The following is a 15,518-nucleotide window of genomic DNA, read 5'->3' as shown; positions in this document are numbered from 1 at the left end:
TCGCAATCCGTGAAGGCGGCCGTACCGTTGGCGCGGGCGTTGTTGCTAAAGTAATGAGCTAATTATTAATTAATTAGCTTTGAGCTTAAAAAGGGCGCTTCGGCGCCCTTTTTGCTGTCTGATACCTGCCTTCTTATTTATTTTAAAATGCGCCCCCGCTGCGTCATTTGTCATCTGCTATTGTAATCATAACTATTCTCATTTACACTCTGTTCATAAATTAAGCGGGAGTGATTATGTACGTTTGTTTGTGTAACGGTGTAAGCGATAAAAAAATTCGCCAGGCAGTTCGCCAGTTTCATCCACAATCTTTCCAGCAATTACGCAAATTTATACCCGTTGGAAATCAATGCGGTAAGTGCGTACGTGCGGCCCGCGAAGTGATGGAAGATGAATTAACGCAGATGCCGGAATATCAGGAAATCGCCTGAGCCCTATTCTTTTTTTGACATCCCTGTAGCCCGTTCTACGCTTCAATAAGTGGAAGCGGAGGGACTACATAATGAAAGGTGATGTTAAGGTTATAAATTATCTCAATAAATTATTGGGAAACGAGCTTGTCGCAATAAACCAATACTTTCTCCACGCGAGAATGTTCAAAAACTGGGGCCTGATGCGCCTCAATGACATTGAGTACCACGAATCAATTGATGAGATGAAACATGCCGATAAATATATCGAGCGTATTTTGTTTCTCGAGGGGATACCGAATCTTCAGGATCTTGGCAAACTGCAAATTGGCGAAGATGTGGAAGAGATGTTGCAATCGGATCTCCGCCTTGAGCTGGAAGGCGCGAAAGATTTACGTGAAGCTATTGCGTATACCGACAGTGTTCACGACTATGTGAGCCGCGATATGCTTATTAATATCCTCAGTGAAGAAGAGCATCATATCGACTGGCTCGAAACTGAGCTGGATCTGATCGGTAAAATTGGTCTGCAAAATTATCTGCAGTCACAAATTAAAGTCGAAGACTAAGTCACCCCAAGCCCGTATATGATGAAACCCGCTGCGGCCAGAAAAGGGCCGAAAGGCAGCGGGTTTTTTAGTGCCTGCCATTCACGCAGATGAAGCGCTGACAGGCTGATGAAAATCAGGGCCAACAACGTGGCAGTAAGAATCAGTTCCGGTAGCGCTTGCCAGCCATGCCACGCCCCCAGCGCGGCAAGAAATTTCACATCGCCATACCCTAATCCTTCACGGTGACGCAGGCCTCGGTAACCCCAGTAAATCAGCGCAAAGGCAATGTATCCGCCGATGGCCCCCCACAATGATAAAGATAAACGTGCAGGATAAAAGCACAGATGATAAAGCACGCCACCCCATAAAAGCGGGCAGGTTAGGCGGTCAGGCAGAAGGCCGGTACGCCAGTCATGCCAGCTAAGCGCCAGAGTTAGCAGCGTGTAGATAACGAAAAAGGGCAGGGGGGCATAAGACATACTCGCGTCCGGTAAATTATCCTGGCCAGGAGTGTGGCGAAGGCGCGTTCAGAGTGCAAAAGGCAAAAGACAGCAGTGCGAGGTGTTATCCGGCATTTCTTCATGAATGACATTATTTACCGGAGTCAGTGCGCGCAGCGCCGCAAATTATCATGACTAATTTCTAAACACCCCTTGCTTCACGCTGGTATTTGCGTATAATGCGCGGGCTTGTCTAATATTGACAGCGGTTCAATCTGAACCCGATGGCGCTTTTTGGTCATCAACAATGCCTCCAATTGGGGGGCTACGTAAGAACGGTTACACTCTCCCATCAATCGTAATGGGTTTGAGGAGTAATCATTTCGTCTATAAAATAATTGGAGCTCTGGTCTCATGCAGAACCAAAGAATCCGTATCCGCCTTAAAGCGTTTGATCATCGTCTGATCGATCAATCAACCGCGGAAATCGTCGAGACTGCCAAGCGCACTGGTGCGCAGGTTCGCGGTCCGATCCCGCTGCCGACCCGCAAAGAGCGCTTTACCGTTCTGATCTCTCCGCACGTTAACAAAGACGCGCGCGATCAGTACGAAATTCGCACTCACAAGCGTCTGGTTGACATCGTTGAGCCAACCGAGAAAACCGTTGATGCTCTGATGCGTCTGGACCTGGCTGCCGGTGTAGACGTGCAGATCAGCCTGGGTTAATCAGGTCATCGAGCGATTGAGAGGTTGATACAATGATTGGTTTAGTCGGTAAAAAAGTGGGTATGACCCGCATCTTCACTGAAGATGGCGTATCTATCCCAGTAACCGTAATCGAAGTTGAAGCAAACCGTGTTACTCAGGTTAAAGACCTGGCTAACGATGGCTATCGTGCTATTCAGGTTACCACCGGTGCTAAAAAAGCAAACCGTGTAACCAAGCCGGAAGCTGGCCATTTCGCTAAAGCTGGCGTAGAAGCTGGCCGCGGCCTGTGGGAATTCCGTCTGGCAGATGGTGAAGAATTCACTGTTGGTCAGAACATCAGCGTCGAGCTGTTTGCTGAAGTTAAAAAAGTTGACGTAACCGGTACCTCTAAAGGTAAAGGTTTTGCTGGTACCGTTAAGCGCTGGAACTTCCGTACCCAGGACGCTACTCACGGTAACTCCTTGTCTCACCGCGTTCCGGGTTCTATCGGTCAGAACCAGACTCCGGGCAAAGTGTTCAAAGGCAAGAAAATGGCAGGTCAGCTGGGTAACGAACGTGTAACTGTTCAGAGCCTGGACGTAGTACGTGTTGACGCTGAGCGCAACCTGCTGCTGGTGAAAGGTGCGGTCCCGGGTGCAACCGGTAGCGACCTGATCGTTAAACCAGCTGTGAAGGCGTAAGGGGATAGCAATGGAATTAGTATTGAAAGACGCGCAGAGCGCGCTGACTGTTTCCGAAACTACCTTCGGTCGTGATTTCAACGAAGCGCTGGTTCACCAGGTTGTTGTTGCTTATGCAGCTGGTGCTCGTCAGGGTACTCGTGCTCAGAAGACTCGTGCTGAAGTAACTGGTTCTGGTAAAAAACCATGGCGCCAGAAAGGTACCGGCCGTGCGCGTTCAGGTTCTATCAAGAGCCCGATCTGGCGTTCAGGTGGCGTAACCTTCGCTGCGCGTCCGCAGGACCACAGTCAAAAAGTTAACAAAAAGATGTACCGCGGCGCGCTGAAAAGCATTCTGTCCGAACTGGTACGTCAGGATCGTCTGATCGTTGTCGAGAAGTTCTCTGTAGAAGCGCCTAAAACTAAGCTGCTGGCTCAGAAACTGAAAGACATGGCTCTGGAAGATGTGCTGATCATCACCGGTGAGCTGGACGAAAATCTGTTCCTCGCAGCACGTAACCTGCACAAGGTTGACGTTCGCGATGCAACGGGTATCGACCCGGTTAGCCTGATCGCCTTCGACAAAGTCGTAATGACTGCTGATGCTGTTAAGCAAGTTGAGGAGATGCTGGCATGATTCGTGAAGAACGTCTGCTGAAGGTGCTGCGCGCACCGCACGTTTCTGAAAAAGCGTCTACTGCGATGGAAAAAACTAACACCATCGTTCTCAAAGTTGCTAAAGACGCGACCAAAGCAGAAATCAAAGCTGCTGTGCAGAAACTGTTTGAAGTCGAAGTCGAAGTCGTTAACACCCTGGTCGTTAAAGGGAAAGTTAAACGTCACGGACAGCGTATCGGTCGTCGTAGCGACTGGAAAAAAGCTTACGTCACCCTGAAAGAAGGCCAGAATCTGGACTTCGTTGGCGGCGCTGAGTAAGTCGGAGGAGTAATACAATGGCAGTTGTTAAATGTAAACCGACATCTCCGGGTCGTCGCCACGTAGTTAAAGTGGTTAACCCTGAGCTGCACAAGGGCAAACCTTTTGCTCCGTTGCTGGAAAAAAACAGCAAATCCGGTGGTCGTAACAACAATGGCCGTATCACCACTCGTCACATCGGTGGTGGCCATAAGCAGGCTTATCGTATTGTTGACTTCAAACGCAACAAAGACGGTATCCCGGCAACAGTTGAACGTCTTGAGTACGATCCGAACCGCTCCGCGAACATCGCGCTGGTTCTGTACAAAGACGGCGAACGCCGTTACATCCTGGCCCCTAAAGGCCTGAAAGCTGGCGACCAGATTCAGTCTGGCGTTGATGCTGCAATCAAAGCAGGTAACACCCTGCCGATGCGCAATATCCCGGTTGGTTCTACCGTTCATAACGTAGAAATGAAACCAGGTAAAGGCGGTCAGCTGGCACGTTCCGCTGGTACTTACGTTCAGATCGTTGCTCGTGATGGTGCTTATGTCACCCTGCGTCTGCGTTCTGGTGAAATGCGTAAAGTCGAAGCAGACTGCCGTGCAACTCTGGGCGAAGTTGGCAATGCTGAGCATATGCTGCGCGTTCTGGGTAAAGCCGGTGCTGCACGCTGGCGTGGTGTTCGTCCTACCGTTCGCGGTACTGCGATGAACCCAGTCGACCACCCACATGGTGGTGGTGAAGGTCGTAACTTTGGTAAGCACCCGGTATCCCCGTGGGGCCTGCAGACCAAAGGTAAGAAGACCCGCAGCAACAAGCGTACTGATAAATTCATCGTACGTCGCCGTAGCAAATAATTTTAGAGGATAAGCCATGCCACGTTCTCTCAAGAAAGGTCCTTTTATTGACCTGCACTTGCTGAAGAAGGTAGAGAAAGCGGTGGAAAGCGGAGACAAGAAGCCCCTGCGCACTTGGTCCCGTCGTTCAACGATCTTTCCTAACATGATCGGTTTGACCATCGCTGTCCATAATGGTCGTCAGCACGTTCCAGTCTTTGTAACCGACGAAATGGTTGGTCACAAACTGGGTGAATTCGCACCGACTCGTACTTATCGCGGCCACGCTGCTGATAAAAAAGCGAAGAAGAAATAAGGTAGGAGGAAGAGATGGAAACTTTAGCTCAACATCGCCATGCTCGTTCTTCTGCTCAGAAGGTTCGCCTTGTTGCTGACCTGATTCGCGGTAAGAAAGTGTCGCAGGCCCTGGATATTCTGACCTACACCAATAAGAAAGCGGCTGTACTGGTCAAGAAAGTACTGGAATCTGCCATTGCTAACGCTGAACACAACGATGGCGCTGACATTGACGATCTGAAAGTTGCGAAAATTTTCGTAGACGAAGGCCCGAGCATGAAGCGCATTATGCCGCGTGCAAAAGGTCGTGCAGATCGCATCCTGAAGCGCACCAGCCACATTACTGTGGTTGTGTCCGATCGCTGAGACTCTGGAGACTAGCAATGGGTCAGAAAGTACATCCTAATGGTATTCGCCTGGGTATTGTCAAACCATGGAACTCTACCTGGTTCGCGAACACCAAAGAATTCGCTGACAACCTGGACAGCGATTTTAAAGTCCGTCAGTACCTGACGAAGGAACTGGCAAAAGCGTCCGTATCTCGTATCGTTATCGAGCGTCCGGCTAAGAGCATCCGTGTGACTATTCACACTGCTCGCCCGGGTATCGTTATCGGTAAGAAAGGCGAAGACGTAGAAAAACTGCGCAAGGTCGTAGCGGATATCGCTGGCGTTCCTGCTCAGATCAATATCGCCGAAGTTCGTAAGCCTGAACTGGACGCTAAATTGGTTGCTGACAGCATCACTTCTCAGCTGGAACGTCGTGTTATGTTCCGTCGTGCTATGAAGCGTGCTGTACAGAACGCAATGCGTCTGGGCGCTAAAGGTATCAAAGTTGAAGTTAGCGGCCGTCTGGGCGGCGCGGAAATCGCACGTACCGAATGGTACCGCGAAGGTCGTGTACCGCTGCACACTCTGCGTGCTGACATCGACTACAACACCTCTGAAGCGCACACCACTTACGGTGTAATCGGCGTTAAGGTATGGATCTTCAAAGGTGAGATCCTGGGTGGTATGGCTGCTGTTGAACAACCGGAACCGGCTGCTCAACCTAAAAAGCAGCAGCGTAAAGGCCGTAAATAAGGAGCGTCGCTGATGTTACAACCAAAGCGTACAAAATTCCGTAAAGTGCACAAAGGCCGTAACCGCGGTCTGGCGCAGGGTACGGATGTTAGCTTCGGCACTTTCGGTCTGAAAGCTGTTGGCCGTGGTCGTCTGACTGCACGTCAGATCGAAGCAGCACGTCGTGCTATGACCCGTGCAGTGAAGCGTCAAGGTAAAATCTGGATCCGTGTATTCCCGGACAAACCGATTACCGAGAAGCCTCTTGAAGTTCGTATGGGTAAAGGTAAAGGTAACGTGGAGTATTGGGTTGCCTTGATTCAGCCGGGCAAAGTCCTGTATGAAATGGACGGTGTACCGGAAGAGCTGGCCCGTGAAGCATTCGGCCTCGCAGCCGCGAAACTGCCGATCAAAACCACCTTTGTAACTAAGACGGTGATGTAATGAAAGCAAAAGAGCTGCGTGAAAAAAGCGTTGAAGATCTGAACGCTGAGCTGCTGAACTTGCTGCGTGAGCAGTTCAACCTGCGCATGCAGGCTGCAAGTGGCCAGCTGCAACAGACTCATCTGCTGAAGCAAGTGCGTCGTGATGTTGCACGTGTTAAGACTTTACTGACTGAGAAGGCGGGTGCGTAATGACCGATAAAATCCGTACTCTGCAAGGTCGCGTTGTTAGCGATAAAATGGAGAAATCCATTGTTGTTGCTATCGAACGTTTTGTGAAACACCCGATCTACGGTAAATTCATTAAGCGTACGACCAAACTGCACGTACATGACGAGAACAACGAATGCGGTATCGGCGACAAGGTTGAAATCCGTGAATGCCGTCCGCTGTCCAAGACTAAGTCCTGGACGCTGGTTCGCGTTGTAGAGAAAGCGGTTCTGTAATACAGTACGCATTCTCGATACGAATAAACGGCTCAGCGATGAGCCGTTTATTTTTTCTACCCATATCTTGAGAGTGGTGTTATAATGCCGCGCCCTCGATATATGGGGCTTTTTAATGGCCTGACTTTCGGGTCTCAGTAGTAGTTGACATTAGCGGAGCACTAAAATGATCCAAGAACAGACTATGCTGAACGTCGCCGACAACTCCGGTGCACGTCGCGTAATGTGTATCAAGGTTCTGGGTGGCTCGCACCGTCGCTACGCAGGCGTAGGCGACATCATCAAGATCACCATCAAGGAAGCAATTCCGCGTGGTAAGGTCAAAAAAGGTGATGTGCTGAAGGCGGTAGTGGTGCGCACCAAGAAGGGTGTTCGTCGCCCGGACGGTTCTGTCATTCGCTTCGATGGTAATGCATGCGTTATTTTAAACAATAACAGCGAGCAGCCTATCGGTACGCGTATTTTTGGGCCGGTAACTCGTGAACTTCGTAACGAGAAGTTCATGAAAATTATCTCTCTGGCACCAGAAGTACTCTAAGGAGCGAATCATGGCAGCGAAGATCCGTCGTGATGACGAAGTTATCGTGTTAACCGGTAAAGATAAAGGTAAACGCGGTAAAGTAAAAAATGTCCTGTCTTCCGGCAAGGTCATTGTTGAAGGTATCAACCTGGTTAAGAAACATCAGAAGCCGGTTCCGGCCCTGAACCAGCCAGGTGGCATTGTTGAGAAAGAAGCAGCTATTCAGATCTCTAACATTGCAATCTTCAATGCGGCAACCGGCAAGGCCGACCGTGTAGGCTTTAGATTCGAAGACGGCAAAAAAGTCCGTTTCTTCAAGTCTAACAGCGAAACTATCAAGTAATTTGGAGTAGTACGATGGCGAAACTGCATGATTACTACAAAGACGAAGTAGTTAACAAACTCATGACTGAGTTTAACTACAATTCTGTCATGCAAGTCCCTCGGGTCGAGAAGATCACCCTGAACATGGGTGTTGGTGAAGCGATCGCTGACAAGAAACTGCTGGATAACGCAGCAGCTGACCTGGCAGCAATCTCCGGTCAAAAACCGCTGATCACCAAAGCACGCAAATCAGTTGCAGGCTTCAAAATCCGTCAGGGCTATCCGATCGGCTGTAAAGTAACTCTGCGTGGCGAACGCATGTGGGAGTTCTTTGAGCGCCTGATCACTATTGCTGTACCGCGTATCCGTGACTTCCGTGGCCTGTCCGCTAAGTCATTCGATGGCCGTGGTAACTACAGCATGGGTGTCCGTGAGCAGATCATCTTCCCAGAAATCGACTACGATAAAGTCGACCGCGTGCGTGGTTTGGATATTACCATTACCACTACTGCGAAATCTGACGAAGAAGGCCGTGCTCTGCTGGCTGCCTTTGACTTCCCGTTCCGCAAGTAAGGGTTACTGAATGGCTAAGCAATCAATGAAAGCACGCGAAGTAAAACGCGTAGCTTTAGCTGATAAATTCTTCGCTAAACGCGCTGAACTGAAAGCTATCATCTCTGATGTGAACGCTTCCGATGAAGATCGTTGGAACGCTGTTCTGAAGCTGCAGAGTCTGCCGCGTGATTCCAGCCCGTCTCGTCAGCGTAACCGCTGCCGTCAAACAGGTCGTCCGCATGGTTATGTGGGCAAGTTCGGGTTGAGCCGTATTAAGCTTCGTGAAGCCGCTATGCGCGGTGAAGTACCAGGCTTGAAAAAGGCTAGCTGGTAATTACCAATTGAATCACGGGAGTAAAGACAGATGAGCATGCAAGATCCGATCGCGGATATGCTGACCCGTATCCGTAACGGTCAGGCCGCGAACAAAGCTGCGGTCACCATGCCTTCCTCCAAGCTGAAAGTGGCAATTGCCAACGTGCTGAAGGAAGAAGGTTTTATTGAAGATTTTAAAGTTGAAGGCGACACCAAGCCGGAACTGGAACTGACTCTCAAGTATTTCCAGGGTAAAGCTGTTGTAGAAAGCATTCAGCGTGTCAGCCGCCCAGGTCTGCGCATCTACAAACGTAAAGATGAGCTGCCGAAAGTTATGGCCGGCATGGGTATCGCAGTTGTTTCTACCTCTAAAGGTGTTATGACTGATCGTGCAGCGCGCCAGGCTGGTCTTGGTGGCGAAATTATCTGCTACGTAGCCTAATCGGAGGAAAAAATGTCTCGTGTTGCTAAAGCACCGGTCGTTGTTCCTGCCGGCGTTGATGTAAAAATCAACGGTCAGGTTATTACGATCAAAGGTAAAAACGGCGAGCTGACTCGTACTCTCAACGATGCTGTTGAAGTTAAACATGCAGATAATGCACTGACCTTCGGTCCGCGTGATGGTTACGTAGACGGATGGGCTCAGGCTGGTACCGCGCGTGCCCTGCTGAACTCAATGGTTATCGGTGTTACCGAAGGCTTCACTAAGAAGCTACAGCTGGTTGGTGTAGGTTATCGTGCAGCGGTTAAAGGGAATGTAGTAAACCTGTCTTTAGGTTTCTCTCACCCGGTTGACCATCAGCTGCCTGCGGGTATCACTGCTGAATGTCCGACTCAAACTGAAATCGTGCTGAAAGGCGCTGATAAGCAGGTGATCGGTCAGGTTGCAGCGGATCTGCGCGCCTACCGTCGTCCTGAGCCTTATAAAGGCAAGGGTGTTCGTTACGCCGACGAAGTCGTGCGTACCAAAGAGGCTAAGAAGAAGTAAGGTAACACTATGGATAAGAAATCTGCTCGTATCCGTCGTGCGACCCGCGCACGCCGCAAGCTCCAGGAGCTGGGCGCAACTCGCCTGGTGGTACATCGTACCCCGCGTCATATTTACGCACAGGTAATTGCACCGAACGGTTCCGAAGTTCTGGTAGCTGCTTCTACTGTAGAAAAAGCTATCGCTGAACAACTGAAGTACACCGGTAACAAAGACGCGGCTGCAGCTGTGGGTAAAGCTGTTGCTGAACGCGCTCTGGAAAAAGGCATCAAAGATGTATCCTTTGACCGTTCCGGGTTCCAATATCATGGTCGTGTCCAGGCACTGGCAGATGCTGCCCGTGAAGCTGGCCTTCAGTTCTAAGGTAGAGGTGTAAGATGGCTCACATCGAAAAACAAGCTGGCGAACTGCAGGAAAAGCTGATCGCGGTAAACCGCGTATCTAAAACCGTTAAAGGTGGTCGTATTTTCTCCTTCACAGCTCTGACTGTAGTAGGCGATGGTAACGGTCGCGTAGGTTTTGGTTACGGTAAAGCGCGTGAAGTTCCAGCAGCGATCCAGAAAGCGATGGAAAAAGCCCGTCGCAATATGATTAACGTCGCGCTGAATACCGGCACCCTGCAGCACCCAGTTAAGGGTACTCACACGGGTTCTCGTGTATTCATGCAGCCGGCTTCCGAAGGTACCGGTATCATCGCCGGTGGTGCAATGCGCGCCGTTCTGGAAGTCGCTGGAGTTCGTAACGTTCTGGCTAAAGCGTATGGTTCCACTAACCCGATTAACGTGGTTCGTGCAACTATCGATGGTCTGGAAAATATGAAATCTCCGGAAATGGTCGCTGCCAAGCGTGGTAAATCCGTTGAAGAAATTCTGGGGAAATAAACCATGGCAAAGACTATTAAAATTACTCAAACCCGCAGTGCAATCGGTCGTCTGCCGAAACACAAGGCAACGCTGCTTGGCCTGGGTCTGCGTCGTATTGGTCACACCGTAGAGCGCGAGGATACTCCTGCTGTTCGTGGTATGGTCAACGCGGTTTCCTTCATGGTTAAAGTTGAGGAGTAAGAGATGCGTTTAAATACTCTGTCTCCGGCCGAAGGCTCTAAAAAGGCGGGTCGCCGTCTGGGTCGTGGTATCGGTTCTGGCCTCGGTAAAACCGGCGGTCGTGGTCACAAAGGTCAGAAGTCTCGTTCTGGCGGTGGCGTACGTCGTGGTTTCGAGGGTGGTCAGATGCCTCTGTACCGTCGTCTGCCGAAATTCGGCTTCACTTCTCGCAAAGCAGCGATCACAGCGGAAATCCGTCTGTCTGACCTGGCGAAAGTGGAAGGCGGTGTTGTAGACCTGAACACGCTGAAAGCAGCTAACATTATCGGTATCCAGATCGAGTTCGCGAAAGTGATCCTGGCTGGTGAAGTCACTACTCCGGTAACTGTTCGTGGCCTGCGTGTTACTAAAGGCGCTCGTGCTGCTATCGAAGCTGCTGGCGGTAAAATCGAGGAATAAGTAGCAGATGGCTAAACAACCGGGATTAGATTTTCAAAGTGCCAAAGGTGGCTTAGGCGAGCTGAAACGCAGACTGCTGTTTGTAATCGGTGCGCTTATTGTGTTCCGTATTGGCTCTTTTATTCCGATCCCTGGTATTGATGCCGCTGTACTTGCCAAACTGCTTGAGCAACAGCGAGGCACCATCATTGAGATGTTTAACATGTTCTCTGGTGGTGCTCTCAGCCGTGCTTCTATCTTTGCTCTGGGGATCATGCCGTATATTTCGGCGTCGATCATTATCCAGCTGCTGACGGTGGTTCATCCGACGTTGGCAGAAATTAAGAAAGAAGGGGAGTCTGGTCGTCGTAAGATCAGCCAGTACACCCGCTATGGTACTCTGGTGCTGGCGATATTCCAGTCGATCGGTATTGCTACCGGTCTGCCGAATATGCCTGGTATGCAGGGCCTGGTGATTAACCCAGGCTTTGCATTCTATTTCACCGCTGTTGTAAGTCTGGTTACAGGGACTATGTTCCTGATGTGGCTCGGCGAACAGATTACTGAGCGCGGTATCGGCAACGGTATCTCAATCATTATCTTCGCTGGTATCGTTGCGGGACTCCCGCCAGCCATTGCCCATACTATCGAGCAAGCGCGTCAAGGCGACCTGCACTTCCTCCTGTTGCTGTTGGTTGCAGTATTAGTATTTGCAGTGACGTTCTTTGTTGTATTTGTTGAGCGTGGTCAACGCCGCATTGTGGTAAACTACGCCAAACGTCAGCAAGGTCGTCGTGTCTATGCTGCACAGAGCACACATTTACCGCTGAAAGTGAATATGGCAGGGGTAATCCCGGCAATCTTCGCTTCCAGTATTATTCTGTTCCCGGCAACCATCGCGTCATGGTTCGGGGGCGGGACTGGTTGGAACTGGCTGACAACAATTTCGCTGTATTTGCAGCCTGGGCAACCACTTTATGTGTTACTCTATGCGTCTGCGATCATCTTCTTCTGTTTCTTCTACACGGCGTTGGTCTTCAACCCGCGTGAAACAGCAGATAACCTGAAGAAGTCCGGTGCATTTGTACCAGGAATTCGTCCGGGAGAGCAAACGGCGAAGTATATCGATAAAGTAATGACCCGCCTGACCCTGGTTGGTGCGTTGTATATTACCTTTATCTGCCTGATCCCGGAGTTCATGCGTGATGCAATGAAAGTACCGTTCTACTTCGGTGGGACCTCACTGCTTATCGTTGTTGTCGTGATTATGGACTTTATGGCTCAAGTGCAAACTCTGATGATGTCAAGTCAGTACGAGTCTGCATTGAAGAAGGCGAACCTGAAAGGCTACGGCCGATAATTGGTCGCCCGAGAAGTTACGGAGAGTAAAAATGAAAGTTCGTGCTTCCGTCAAGAAATTATGCCGTAACTGCAAAATCGTTAAGCGTGATGGTGTCATCCGTGTGATTTGCAGTGCCGAGCCGAAGCATAAACAGCGCCAAGGCTGATTTATTCGCATATTTTTCTTGCAAAGTTGGGTTGAGCTGGCTAGATTAGCCAGCCAATCTTTTGTATGTCTGTACGTTTCCATTTGAGTATCCTGAAAACGGGCTTTTCAGCATGGTGCGTACATATTAAATAGTAGGAGTGCATAGTGGCCCGTATAGCAGGCATTAACATTCCTGATCAAAAACATGCTGTGATCGCATTAACTTCGATCTACGGCATCGGTAAGACCCGTTCTAAAGCCATCCTGGCTGCAGCGGGTATCGCTGAAAATGTTAAGATCAGTGAGCTGTCTGAAGGACAAATCGACACGCTGCGTGACGAAGTTGCCAAATTTGTCGTTGAAGGTGATCTGCGCCGTGAAATCAGCATGAGCATCAAGCGCCTGATGGATCTTGGTTGCTATCGCGGTTTGCGTCATCGTCGTGGTCTCCCGGTTCGCGGTCAGCGTACCAAGACCAACGCACGTACCCGTAAGGGTCCGCGCAAACCGATCAAGAAATAATCGGGGTGATTGAATAATGGCAAAGGCACCAATTCGTGCACGTAAACGTGTAAGAAAACAAGTCTCTGACGGCGTGGCTCATATCCATGCTTCTTTCAACAACACCATCGTGACTATTACCGATCGTCAGGGTAACGCGCTGGGTTGGGCAACAGCCGGTGGTTCCGGTTTCCGTGGTTCTCGCAAATCCACTCCGTTCGCAGCTCAGGTTGCGGCAGAGCGTTGCGCAGAAGCCGTAAAAGAATACGGCATCAAGAATCTGGAAGTTATGGTCAAAGGTCCGGGTCCGGGTCGCGAATCTACTATTCGTGCTCTGAACGCCGCTGGTTTCCGCATCACTAATATTACTGATGTGACTCCGATCCCTCATAACGGTTGTCGTCCGCCGAAAAAACGTCGCGTATAACGCTACGTTTTCCAGGTTAGTTGGAGAAAGAAAATGGCAAGATATTTGGGTCCTAAGCTCAAGCTGAGCCGTCGTGAGGGCACCGACTTATTCCTTAAGTCTGGCGTTCGCGCGATCGATACCAAGTGTAAAATTGAACAAGCTCCTGGCCAGCACGGTGCGCGTAAACCGCGTCTGTCTGACTATGGTGTGCAGTTGCGTGAGAAGCAAAAAGTTCGCCGTATGTACGGTGTGCTGGAGCGTCAATTCCGTAACTACTACAAAGAAGCAGCACGTCTGAAAGGCAACACCGGTGAAAACCTGTTGGCTCTGCTGGAAGGTCGTCTGGACAACGTTGTATACCGTATGGGCTTTGGCGCCACTCGTGCTGAAGCACGCCAGCTGGTTAGCCATAAAGCAATCATGGTAAACGGTCGTGTTGTTAACATCGCTTCTTATCAGGTTAAAGCGAATGACGTTGTTAGCATCCGTGAGAAAGCGAAAAAGCAATCTCGCGTGAAAGCCGCTCTTGAGCTGGCTGAACAGCGTGAAAAGCCAACCTGGCTGGAAGTTGATGCTGGCAAGATGGAAGGCACGTTCAAGCGTCAGCCTGAGCGTTCTGATCTGTCTGCGGACATTAACGAACACCTGATCGTCGAGCTTTACTCCAAGTAAAGCTTAGTACCAAAGAGAGGACACAATGCAGGGTTCTGTGACAGAGTTTCTAAAACCGCGCCTGGTAGATATCGAGCAAGTGAGTTCGACGCACGCCAAGGTGACCCTTGAGCCTTTAGAGCGTGGCTTTGGCCATACTCTGGGTAACGCACTGCGCCGTATTCTGCTCTCATCGATGCCGGGTTGCGCGGTGACCGAGGTTGAGATTGATGGTGTACTTCATGAGTACAGCACCAAAGAAGGCGTTCAGGAAGATATCCTGGAAATCCTGCTCAACCTGAAAGGGCTGGCGGTGAGAGTTCAGGGTAAAGATGAAGTTATTCTTACCTTGAATAAATCTGGCATTGGCCCTGTGACCGCAGCCGATATCACCCACGACGGTGATGTCGAAATCGTCAAGCCGCAGCACGTGATCTGCCACCTGACCGATGAAAACGCAGCTATCAGCATGCGTATCAAAGTTCAGCGCGGTCGCGGTTATGTGCCGGCTTCTTCCCGAATTCATTCGGAAGAAGATGAGCGCCCGATCGGCCGTCTGTTGGTCGACGCCTGCTATAGCCCTGTAGAGCGTATTGCCTACAATGTTGAAGCAGCGCGTGTAGAACAGCGTACCGACCTGGACAAGCTGGTCATCGAAATGGAAACCAACGGCACAATCGATCCTGAAGAGGCGATTCGTCGTGCGGCAACCATCCTGGCTGAACAACTGGAAGCTTTTGTTGACTTACGTGATGTACGTCAGCCAGAAGTTAAAGAAGAGAAACCAGAATTCGATCCGATCCTGCTGCGCCCTGTTGACGATCTGGAATTGACTGTCCGCTCTGCTAACTGCCTTAAGGCAGAAGCTATCCACTATATCGGTGATCTGGTACAGCGTACCGAGGTTGAGCTTCTTAAGACGCCTAACCTGGGTAAAAAATCTCTTACTGAGATTAAAGACGTGCTGGCCTCCCGTGGACTGTCTCTGGGTATGCGCCTGGAAAACTGGCCACCGGCAAGCATTGCTGACGAGTAACCGGATCACAGGTTAAGGTTTTACTGAGAAGGATAAGGTCATGCGCCATCGTAAGAGTGGTCGTCAACTGAACCGCAACAGCAGCCATCGCCAGGCTATGTTCCGCAACATGGCAGGTTCACTGGTTCGTCATGAAATCATCAAGACGACCCTGCCTAAAGCGAAAGAACTGCGTCGCGTAGTTGAGCCGCTGATTACTCTTGCCAAGACTGATAGCGTTGCTAATCGTCGTCTGGCATTCGCCCGTACTCGTGATAACGAGATCGTGGCAAAACTGTTTAACGAACTGGGCCCGCGTTTCGCGAGCCGTGCCGGTGGTTACACTCGTATTCTGAAGTGTGGCTTCCGTGCAGGCGACAACGCGCCGATGGCTTACATCGAGCTGGTTGATCGTTCAGAGAAAGCAGAAGCTGCTGCAGAGTAATCTGTAGTATCGTAAAAAAACCCGCTCCGGCGGGTTTTTTTATATCTCCACTTCCC

The 15,518-nt window shown here is 50.3% G+C and carries 31 protein-coding genes; 30 read left to right on the top strand and 1 reads right to left on the bottom strand.

Annotated features, from left to right (window positions below; all coding sequences use genetic code 11):
* Nucleotides 1-236 precede the first annotated feature (236 nt).
* Nucleotides 237-431 carry a bacterioferritin-associated ferredoxin gene (gene bfd, locus DBY68_RS22015; RefSeq protein WP_108477144.1) on the top strand — a complete coding sequence of 65 codons (195 nt, stop codon included), beginning with the start codon at nt 237-239 and terminating at the stop codon, nt 429-431.
* Between the two features lie 71 nt (nt 432-502).
* Entirely contained in the window at nt 503-979 is a 477-nt protein-coding gene (gene bfr, locus DBY68_RS22010) for a bacterioferritin (RefSeq protein WP_108477145.1), read from the top strand.
* On the opposite strand, the gene DBY68_RS22005 is transcribed toward bfr, so the two are convergent.
* Nucleotides 976-1,440, bottom strand: coding sequence for an A24 family peptidase (locus DBY68_RS22005; RefSeq protein ID WP_108477146.1), 465 nt, complete (start codon nt 1,438-1,440; stop codon nt 976-978). The genes bfr and DBY68_RS22005 overlap by 4 nt on opposite strands.
* 375 nt (nt 1,441-1,815) lie before the next feature.
* On the opposite strand from DBY68_RS22005, the gene rpsJ reads away from it, so the two are divergent.
* The 28 genes from rpsJ (at nt 1,816) to rplQ (ending at nt 15,462) form a co-directional block, all read left to right on the top strand.
* A complete protein-coding gene (rpsJ, locus tag DBY68_RS22000) occupies nt 1,816-2,127 on the top strand; it encodes a 30S ribosomal protein S10 (protein ID WP_001181005.1) in 312 nt (103 codons plus the stop codon).
* A 32-nt stretch (nt 2,128-2,159) separates the two neighbouring features.
* Nucleotides 2,160-2,789 (top strand): 50S ribosomal protein L3, encoded by a 630-nt coding sequence (gene rplC, locus DBY68_RS21995; RefSeq protein ID WP_061492925.1) that lies wholly within the window; start codon nt 2,160-2,162, stop codon nt 2,787-2,789.
* A gap of 10 nt (nt 2,790-2,799) precedes the next feature.
* Nucleotides 2,800-3,405: a 50S ribosomal protein L4 gene (rplD, locus tag DBY68_RS21990; protein WP_000424395.1), complete on the top strand. Its 606-nt coding sequence runs from the start codon at nt 2,800-2,802 to the stop codon at nt 3,403-3,405.
* A complete protein-coding gene (gene rplW, locus DBY68_RS21985) occupies nt 3,402-3,704 on the top strand; it encodes a 50S ribosomal protein L23 (RefSeq protein ID WP_000617546.1) in 303 nt (100 codons plus the stop codon). The genes rplD and rplW overlap by 4 nt, the downstream gene beginning before the upstream one ends.
* Nucleotides 3,705-3,721: 17 nt before the next feature.
* Nucleotides 3,722-4,543, top strand: coding sequence for a 50S ribosomal protein L2 (gene rplB / locus DBY68_RS21980; RefSeq protein ID WP_015962739.1), 822 nt, complete (start codon nt 3,722-3,724; stop codon nt 4,541-4,543).
* Nucleotides 4,544-4,559: 16 nt separating this feature from the next.
* Nucleotides 4,560-4,838: a 30S ribosomal protein S19 gene (rpsS, locus tag DBY68_RS21975; protein ID WP_001138117.1), complete on the top strand. Its 279-nt coding sequence runs from the start codon at nt 4,560-4,562 to the stop codon at nt 4,836-4,838.
* A 14-nt stretch (nt 4,839-4,852) separates the two neighbouring features.
* Nucleotides 4,853-5,185 (top strand): 50S ribosomal protein L22, encoded by a 333-nt coding sequence (gene rplV, locus DBY68_RS21970; RefSeq protein ID WP_002919773.1) that lies wholly within the window; start codon nt 4,853-4,855, stop codon nt 5,183-5,185.
* 17 nt (nt 5,186-5,202) lie between these two features.
* Nucleotides 5,203-5,901 carry a 30S ribosomal protein S3 gene (gene rpsC, locus DBY68_RS21965; protein WP_006817277.1) on the top strand — a complete coding sequence of 233 codons (699 nt, stop codon included), beginning with the start codon at nt 5,203-5,205 and terminating at the stop codon, nt 5,899-5,901.
* 12 nt (nt 5,902-5,913) lie between these two features.
* Nucleotides 5,914-6,324: a 50S ribosomal protein L16 gene (gene rplP / locus DBY68_RS21960; RefSeq protein WP_002919759.1), complete on the top strand. Its 411-nt coding sequence runs from the start codon at nt 5,914-5,916 to the stop codon at nt 6,322-6,324.
* Nucleotides 6,324-6,515: a 50S ribosomal protein L29 gene (gene rpmC, locus DBY68_RS21955; protein ID WP_108477147.1), complete on the top strand. Its 192-nt coding sequence runs from the start codon at nt 6,324-6,326 to the stop codon at nt 6,513-6,515. Before rplP ends, rpmC begins: the two co-directional genes overlap by 1 nt.
* Nucleotides 6,515-6,769 carry a 30S ribosomal protein S17 gene (gene rpsQ, locus DBY68_RS21950; RefSeq protein WP_002438707.1) on the top strand — a complete coding sequence of 85 codons (255 nt, stop codon included), beginning with the start codon at nt 6,515-6,517 and terminating at the stop codon, nt 6,767-6,769. The genes rpmC and rpsQ overlap by 1 nt, the downstream gene beginning before the upstream one ends.
* A 166-nt stretch (nt 6,770-6,935) precedes the next feature.
* Complete coding sequence (gene rplN / locus DBY68_RS21945; protein ID WP_000613954.1) at nt 6,936-7,307, top strand: 50S ribosomal protein L14; 372 nt, start codon at nt 6,936-6,938, stop codon at nt 7,305-7,307.
* Nucleotides 7,308-7,317: 10 nt separating this feature from the next.
* Nucleotides 7,318-7,632, top strand: coding sequence for a 50S ribosomal protein L24 (gene rplX, locus DBY68_RS21940; protein ID WP_015962742.1), 315 nt, complete (start codon nt 7,318-7,320; stop codon nt 7,630-7,632).
* A 14-nt stretch (nt 7,633-7,646) separates the two neighbouring features.
* The gene (rplE, locus tag DBY68_RS21935) at nt 7,647-8,186 is read left to right on the top strand and encodes a 50S ribosomal protein L5 (RefSeq protein WP_007702494.1); all 540 of its coding nucleotides are present in this window, start codon (nt 7,647-7,649) and stop codon (nt 8,184-8,186) included.
* 10 nt (nt 8,187-8,196) lie between these two features.
* The gene (rpsN, locus tag DBY68_RS21930; protein ID WP_003863291.1) at nt 8,197-8,502 is read left to right on the top strand and encodes a 30S ribosomal protein S14; all 306 of its coding nucleotides are present in this window, start codon (nt 8,197-8,199) and stop codon (nt 8,500-8,502) included.
* 30 nt (nt 8,503-8,532) lie between these two features.
* Entirely contained in the window at nt 8,533-8,925 is a 393-nt protein-coding gene (gene rpsH / locus DBY68_RS21925; RefSeq protein ID WP_003031127.1) for a 30S ribosomal protein S8, read from the top strand.
* 12 nt (nt 8,926-8,937) lie between these two features.
* Complete coding sequence (rplF, locus tag DBY68_RS21920) at nt 8,938-9,471, top strand: 50S ribosomal protein L6 (RefSeq protein WP_012135817.1); 534 nt, start codon at nt 8,938-8,940, stop codon at nt 9,469-9,471.
* A gap of 9 nt (nt 9,472-9,480) precedes the next feature.
* Complete coding sequence (gene rplR / locus DBY68_RS21915; protein ID WP_000358960.1) at nt 9,481-9,834, top strand: 50S ribosomal protein L18; 354 nt, start codon at nt 9,481-9,483, stop codon at nt 9,832-9,834.
* A 14-nt stretch (nt 9,835-9,848) separates the two neighbouring features.
* On the top strand, nt 9,849-10,352 hold the full coding sequence (gene rpsE, locus DBY68_RS21910) for a 30S ribosomal protein S5 (protein ID WP_015962744.1): 504 nt from the start codon (nt 9,849-9,851) through the stop codon (nt 10,350-10,352).
* 3 nt (nt 10,353-10,355) lie between these two features.
* A complete protein-coding gene (gene rpmD, locus DBY68_RS21905; RefSeq protein ID WP_001140434.1) occupies nt 10,356-10,535 on the top strand; it encodes a 50S ribosomal protein L30 in 180 nt (59 codons plus the stop codon).
* A 3-nt stretch (nt 10,536-10,538) separates the two neighbouring features.
* On the top strand, nt 10,539-10,973 hold the full coding sequence (gene rplO / locus DBY68_RS21900; protein WP_015962745.1) for a 50S ribosomal protein L15: 435 nt from the start codon (nt 10,539-10,541) through the stop codon (nt 10,971-10,973).
* A gap of 7 nt (nt 10,974-10,980) precedes the next feature.
* Nucleotides 10,981-12,312, top strand: a complete 1,332-nt coding sequence (gene secY / locus DBY68_RS21895; protein WP_015962746.1) for a preprotein translocase subunit SecY — start codon at nt 10,981-10,983, stop codon at nt 12,310-12,312.
* A gap of 31 nt (nt 12,313-12,343) precedes the next feature.
* Nucleotides 12,344-12,460: a 50S ribosomal protein L36 gene (gene rpmJ, locus DBY68_RS21890; RefSeq protein ID WP_000868187.1), complete on the top strand. Its 117-nt coding sequence runs from the start codon at nt 12,344-12,346 to the stop codon at nt 12,458-12,460.
* A gap of 146 nt (nt 12,461-12,606) precedes the next feature.
* Nucleotides 12,607-12,963, top strand: a complete 357-nt coding sequence (gene rpsM, locus DBY68_RS21885; RefSeq protein ID WP_012908431.1) for a 30S ribosomal protein S13 — start codon at nt 12,607-12,609, stop codon at nt 12,961-12,963.
* A gap of 16 nt (nt 12,964-12,979) precedes the next feature.
* Nucleotides 12,980-13,369 carry a 30S ribosomal protein S11 gene (rpsK, locus tag DBY68_RS21880; RefSeq protein ID WP_002919257.1) on the top strand — a complete coding sequence of 130 codons (390 nt, stop codon included), beginning with the start codon at nt 12,980-12,982 and terminating at the stop codon, nt 13,367-13,369.
* A gap of 33 nt (nt 13,370-13,402) precedes the next feature.
* On the top strand, nt 13,403-14,023 hold the full coding sequence (gene rpsD, locus DBY68_RS21875) for a 30S ribosomal protein S4 (RefSeq protein WP_002919224.1): 621 nt from the start codon (nt 13,403-13,405) through the stop codon (nt 14,021-14,023).
* A gap of 25 nt (nt 14,024-14,048) precedes the next feature.
* Nucleotides 14,049-15,038, top strand: coding sequence for a DNA-directed RNA polymerase subunit alpha (rpoA, locus tag DBY68_RS21870; RefSeq protein ID WP_015962747.1), 990 nt, complete (start codon nt 14,049-14,051; stop codon nt 15,036-15,038).
* Nucleotides 15,039-15,078: 40 nt separating this feature from the next.
* Entirely contained in the window at nt 15,079-15,462 is a 384-nt protein-coding gene (gene rplQ / locus DBY68_RS21865; protein ID WP_001216368.1) for a 50S ribosomal protein L17, read from the top strand.
* The last annotated feature ends 56 nt before the right edge of the window (nt 15,463-15,518 follow it).

Origin of the sequence: Pseudocitrobacter sp. RIT415 (assembly GCF_003057695.2) — a bacterium.
Taxonomy (GTDB): Bacteria; Pseudomonadota; Gammaproteobacteria; order Enterobacterales; family Enterobacteriaceae; genus Pseudocitrobacter; species Pseudocitrobacter faecalis.
This window is presented reverse-complemented; position numbering and strand designations above follow the sequence as displayed.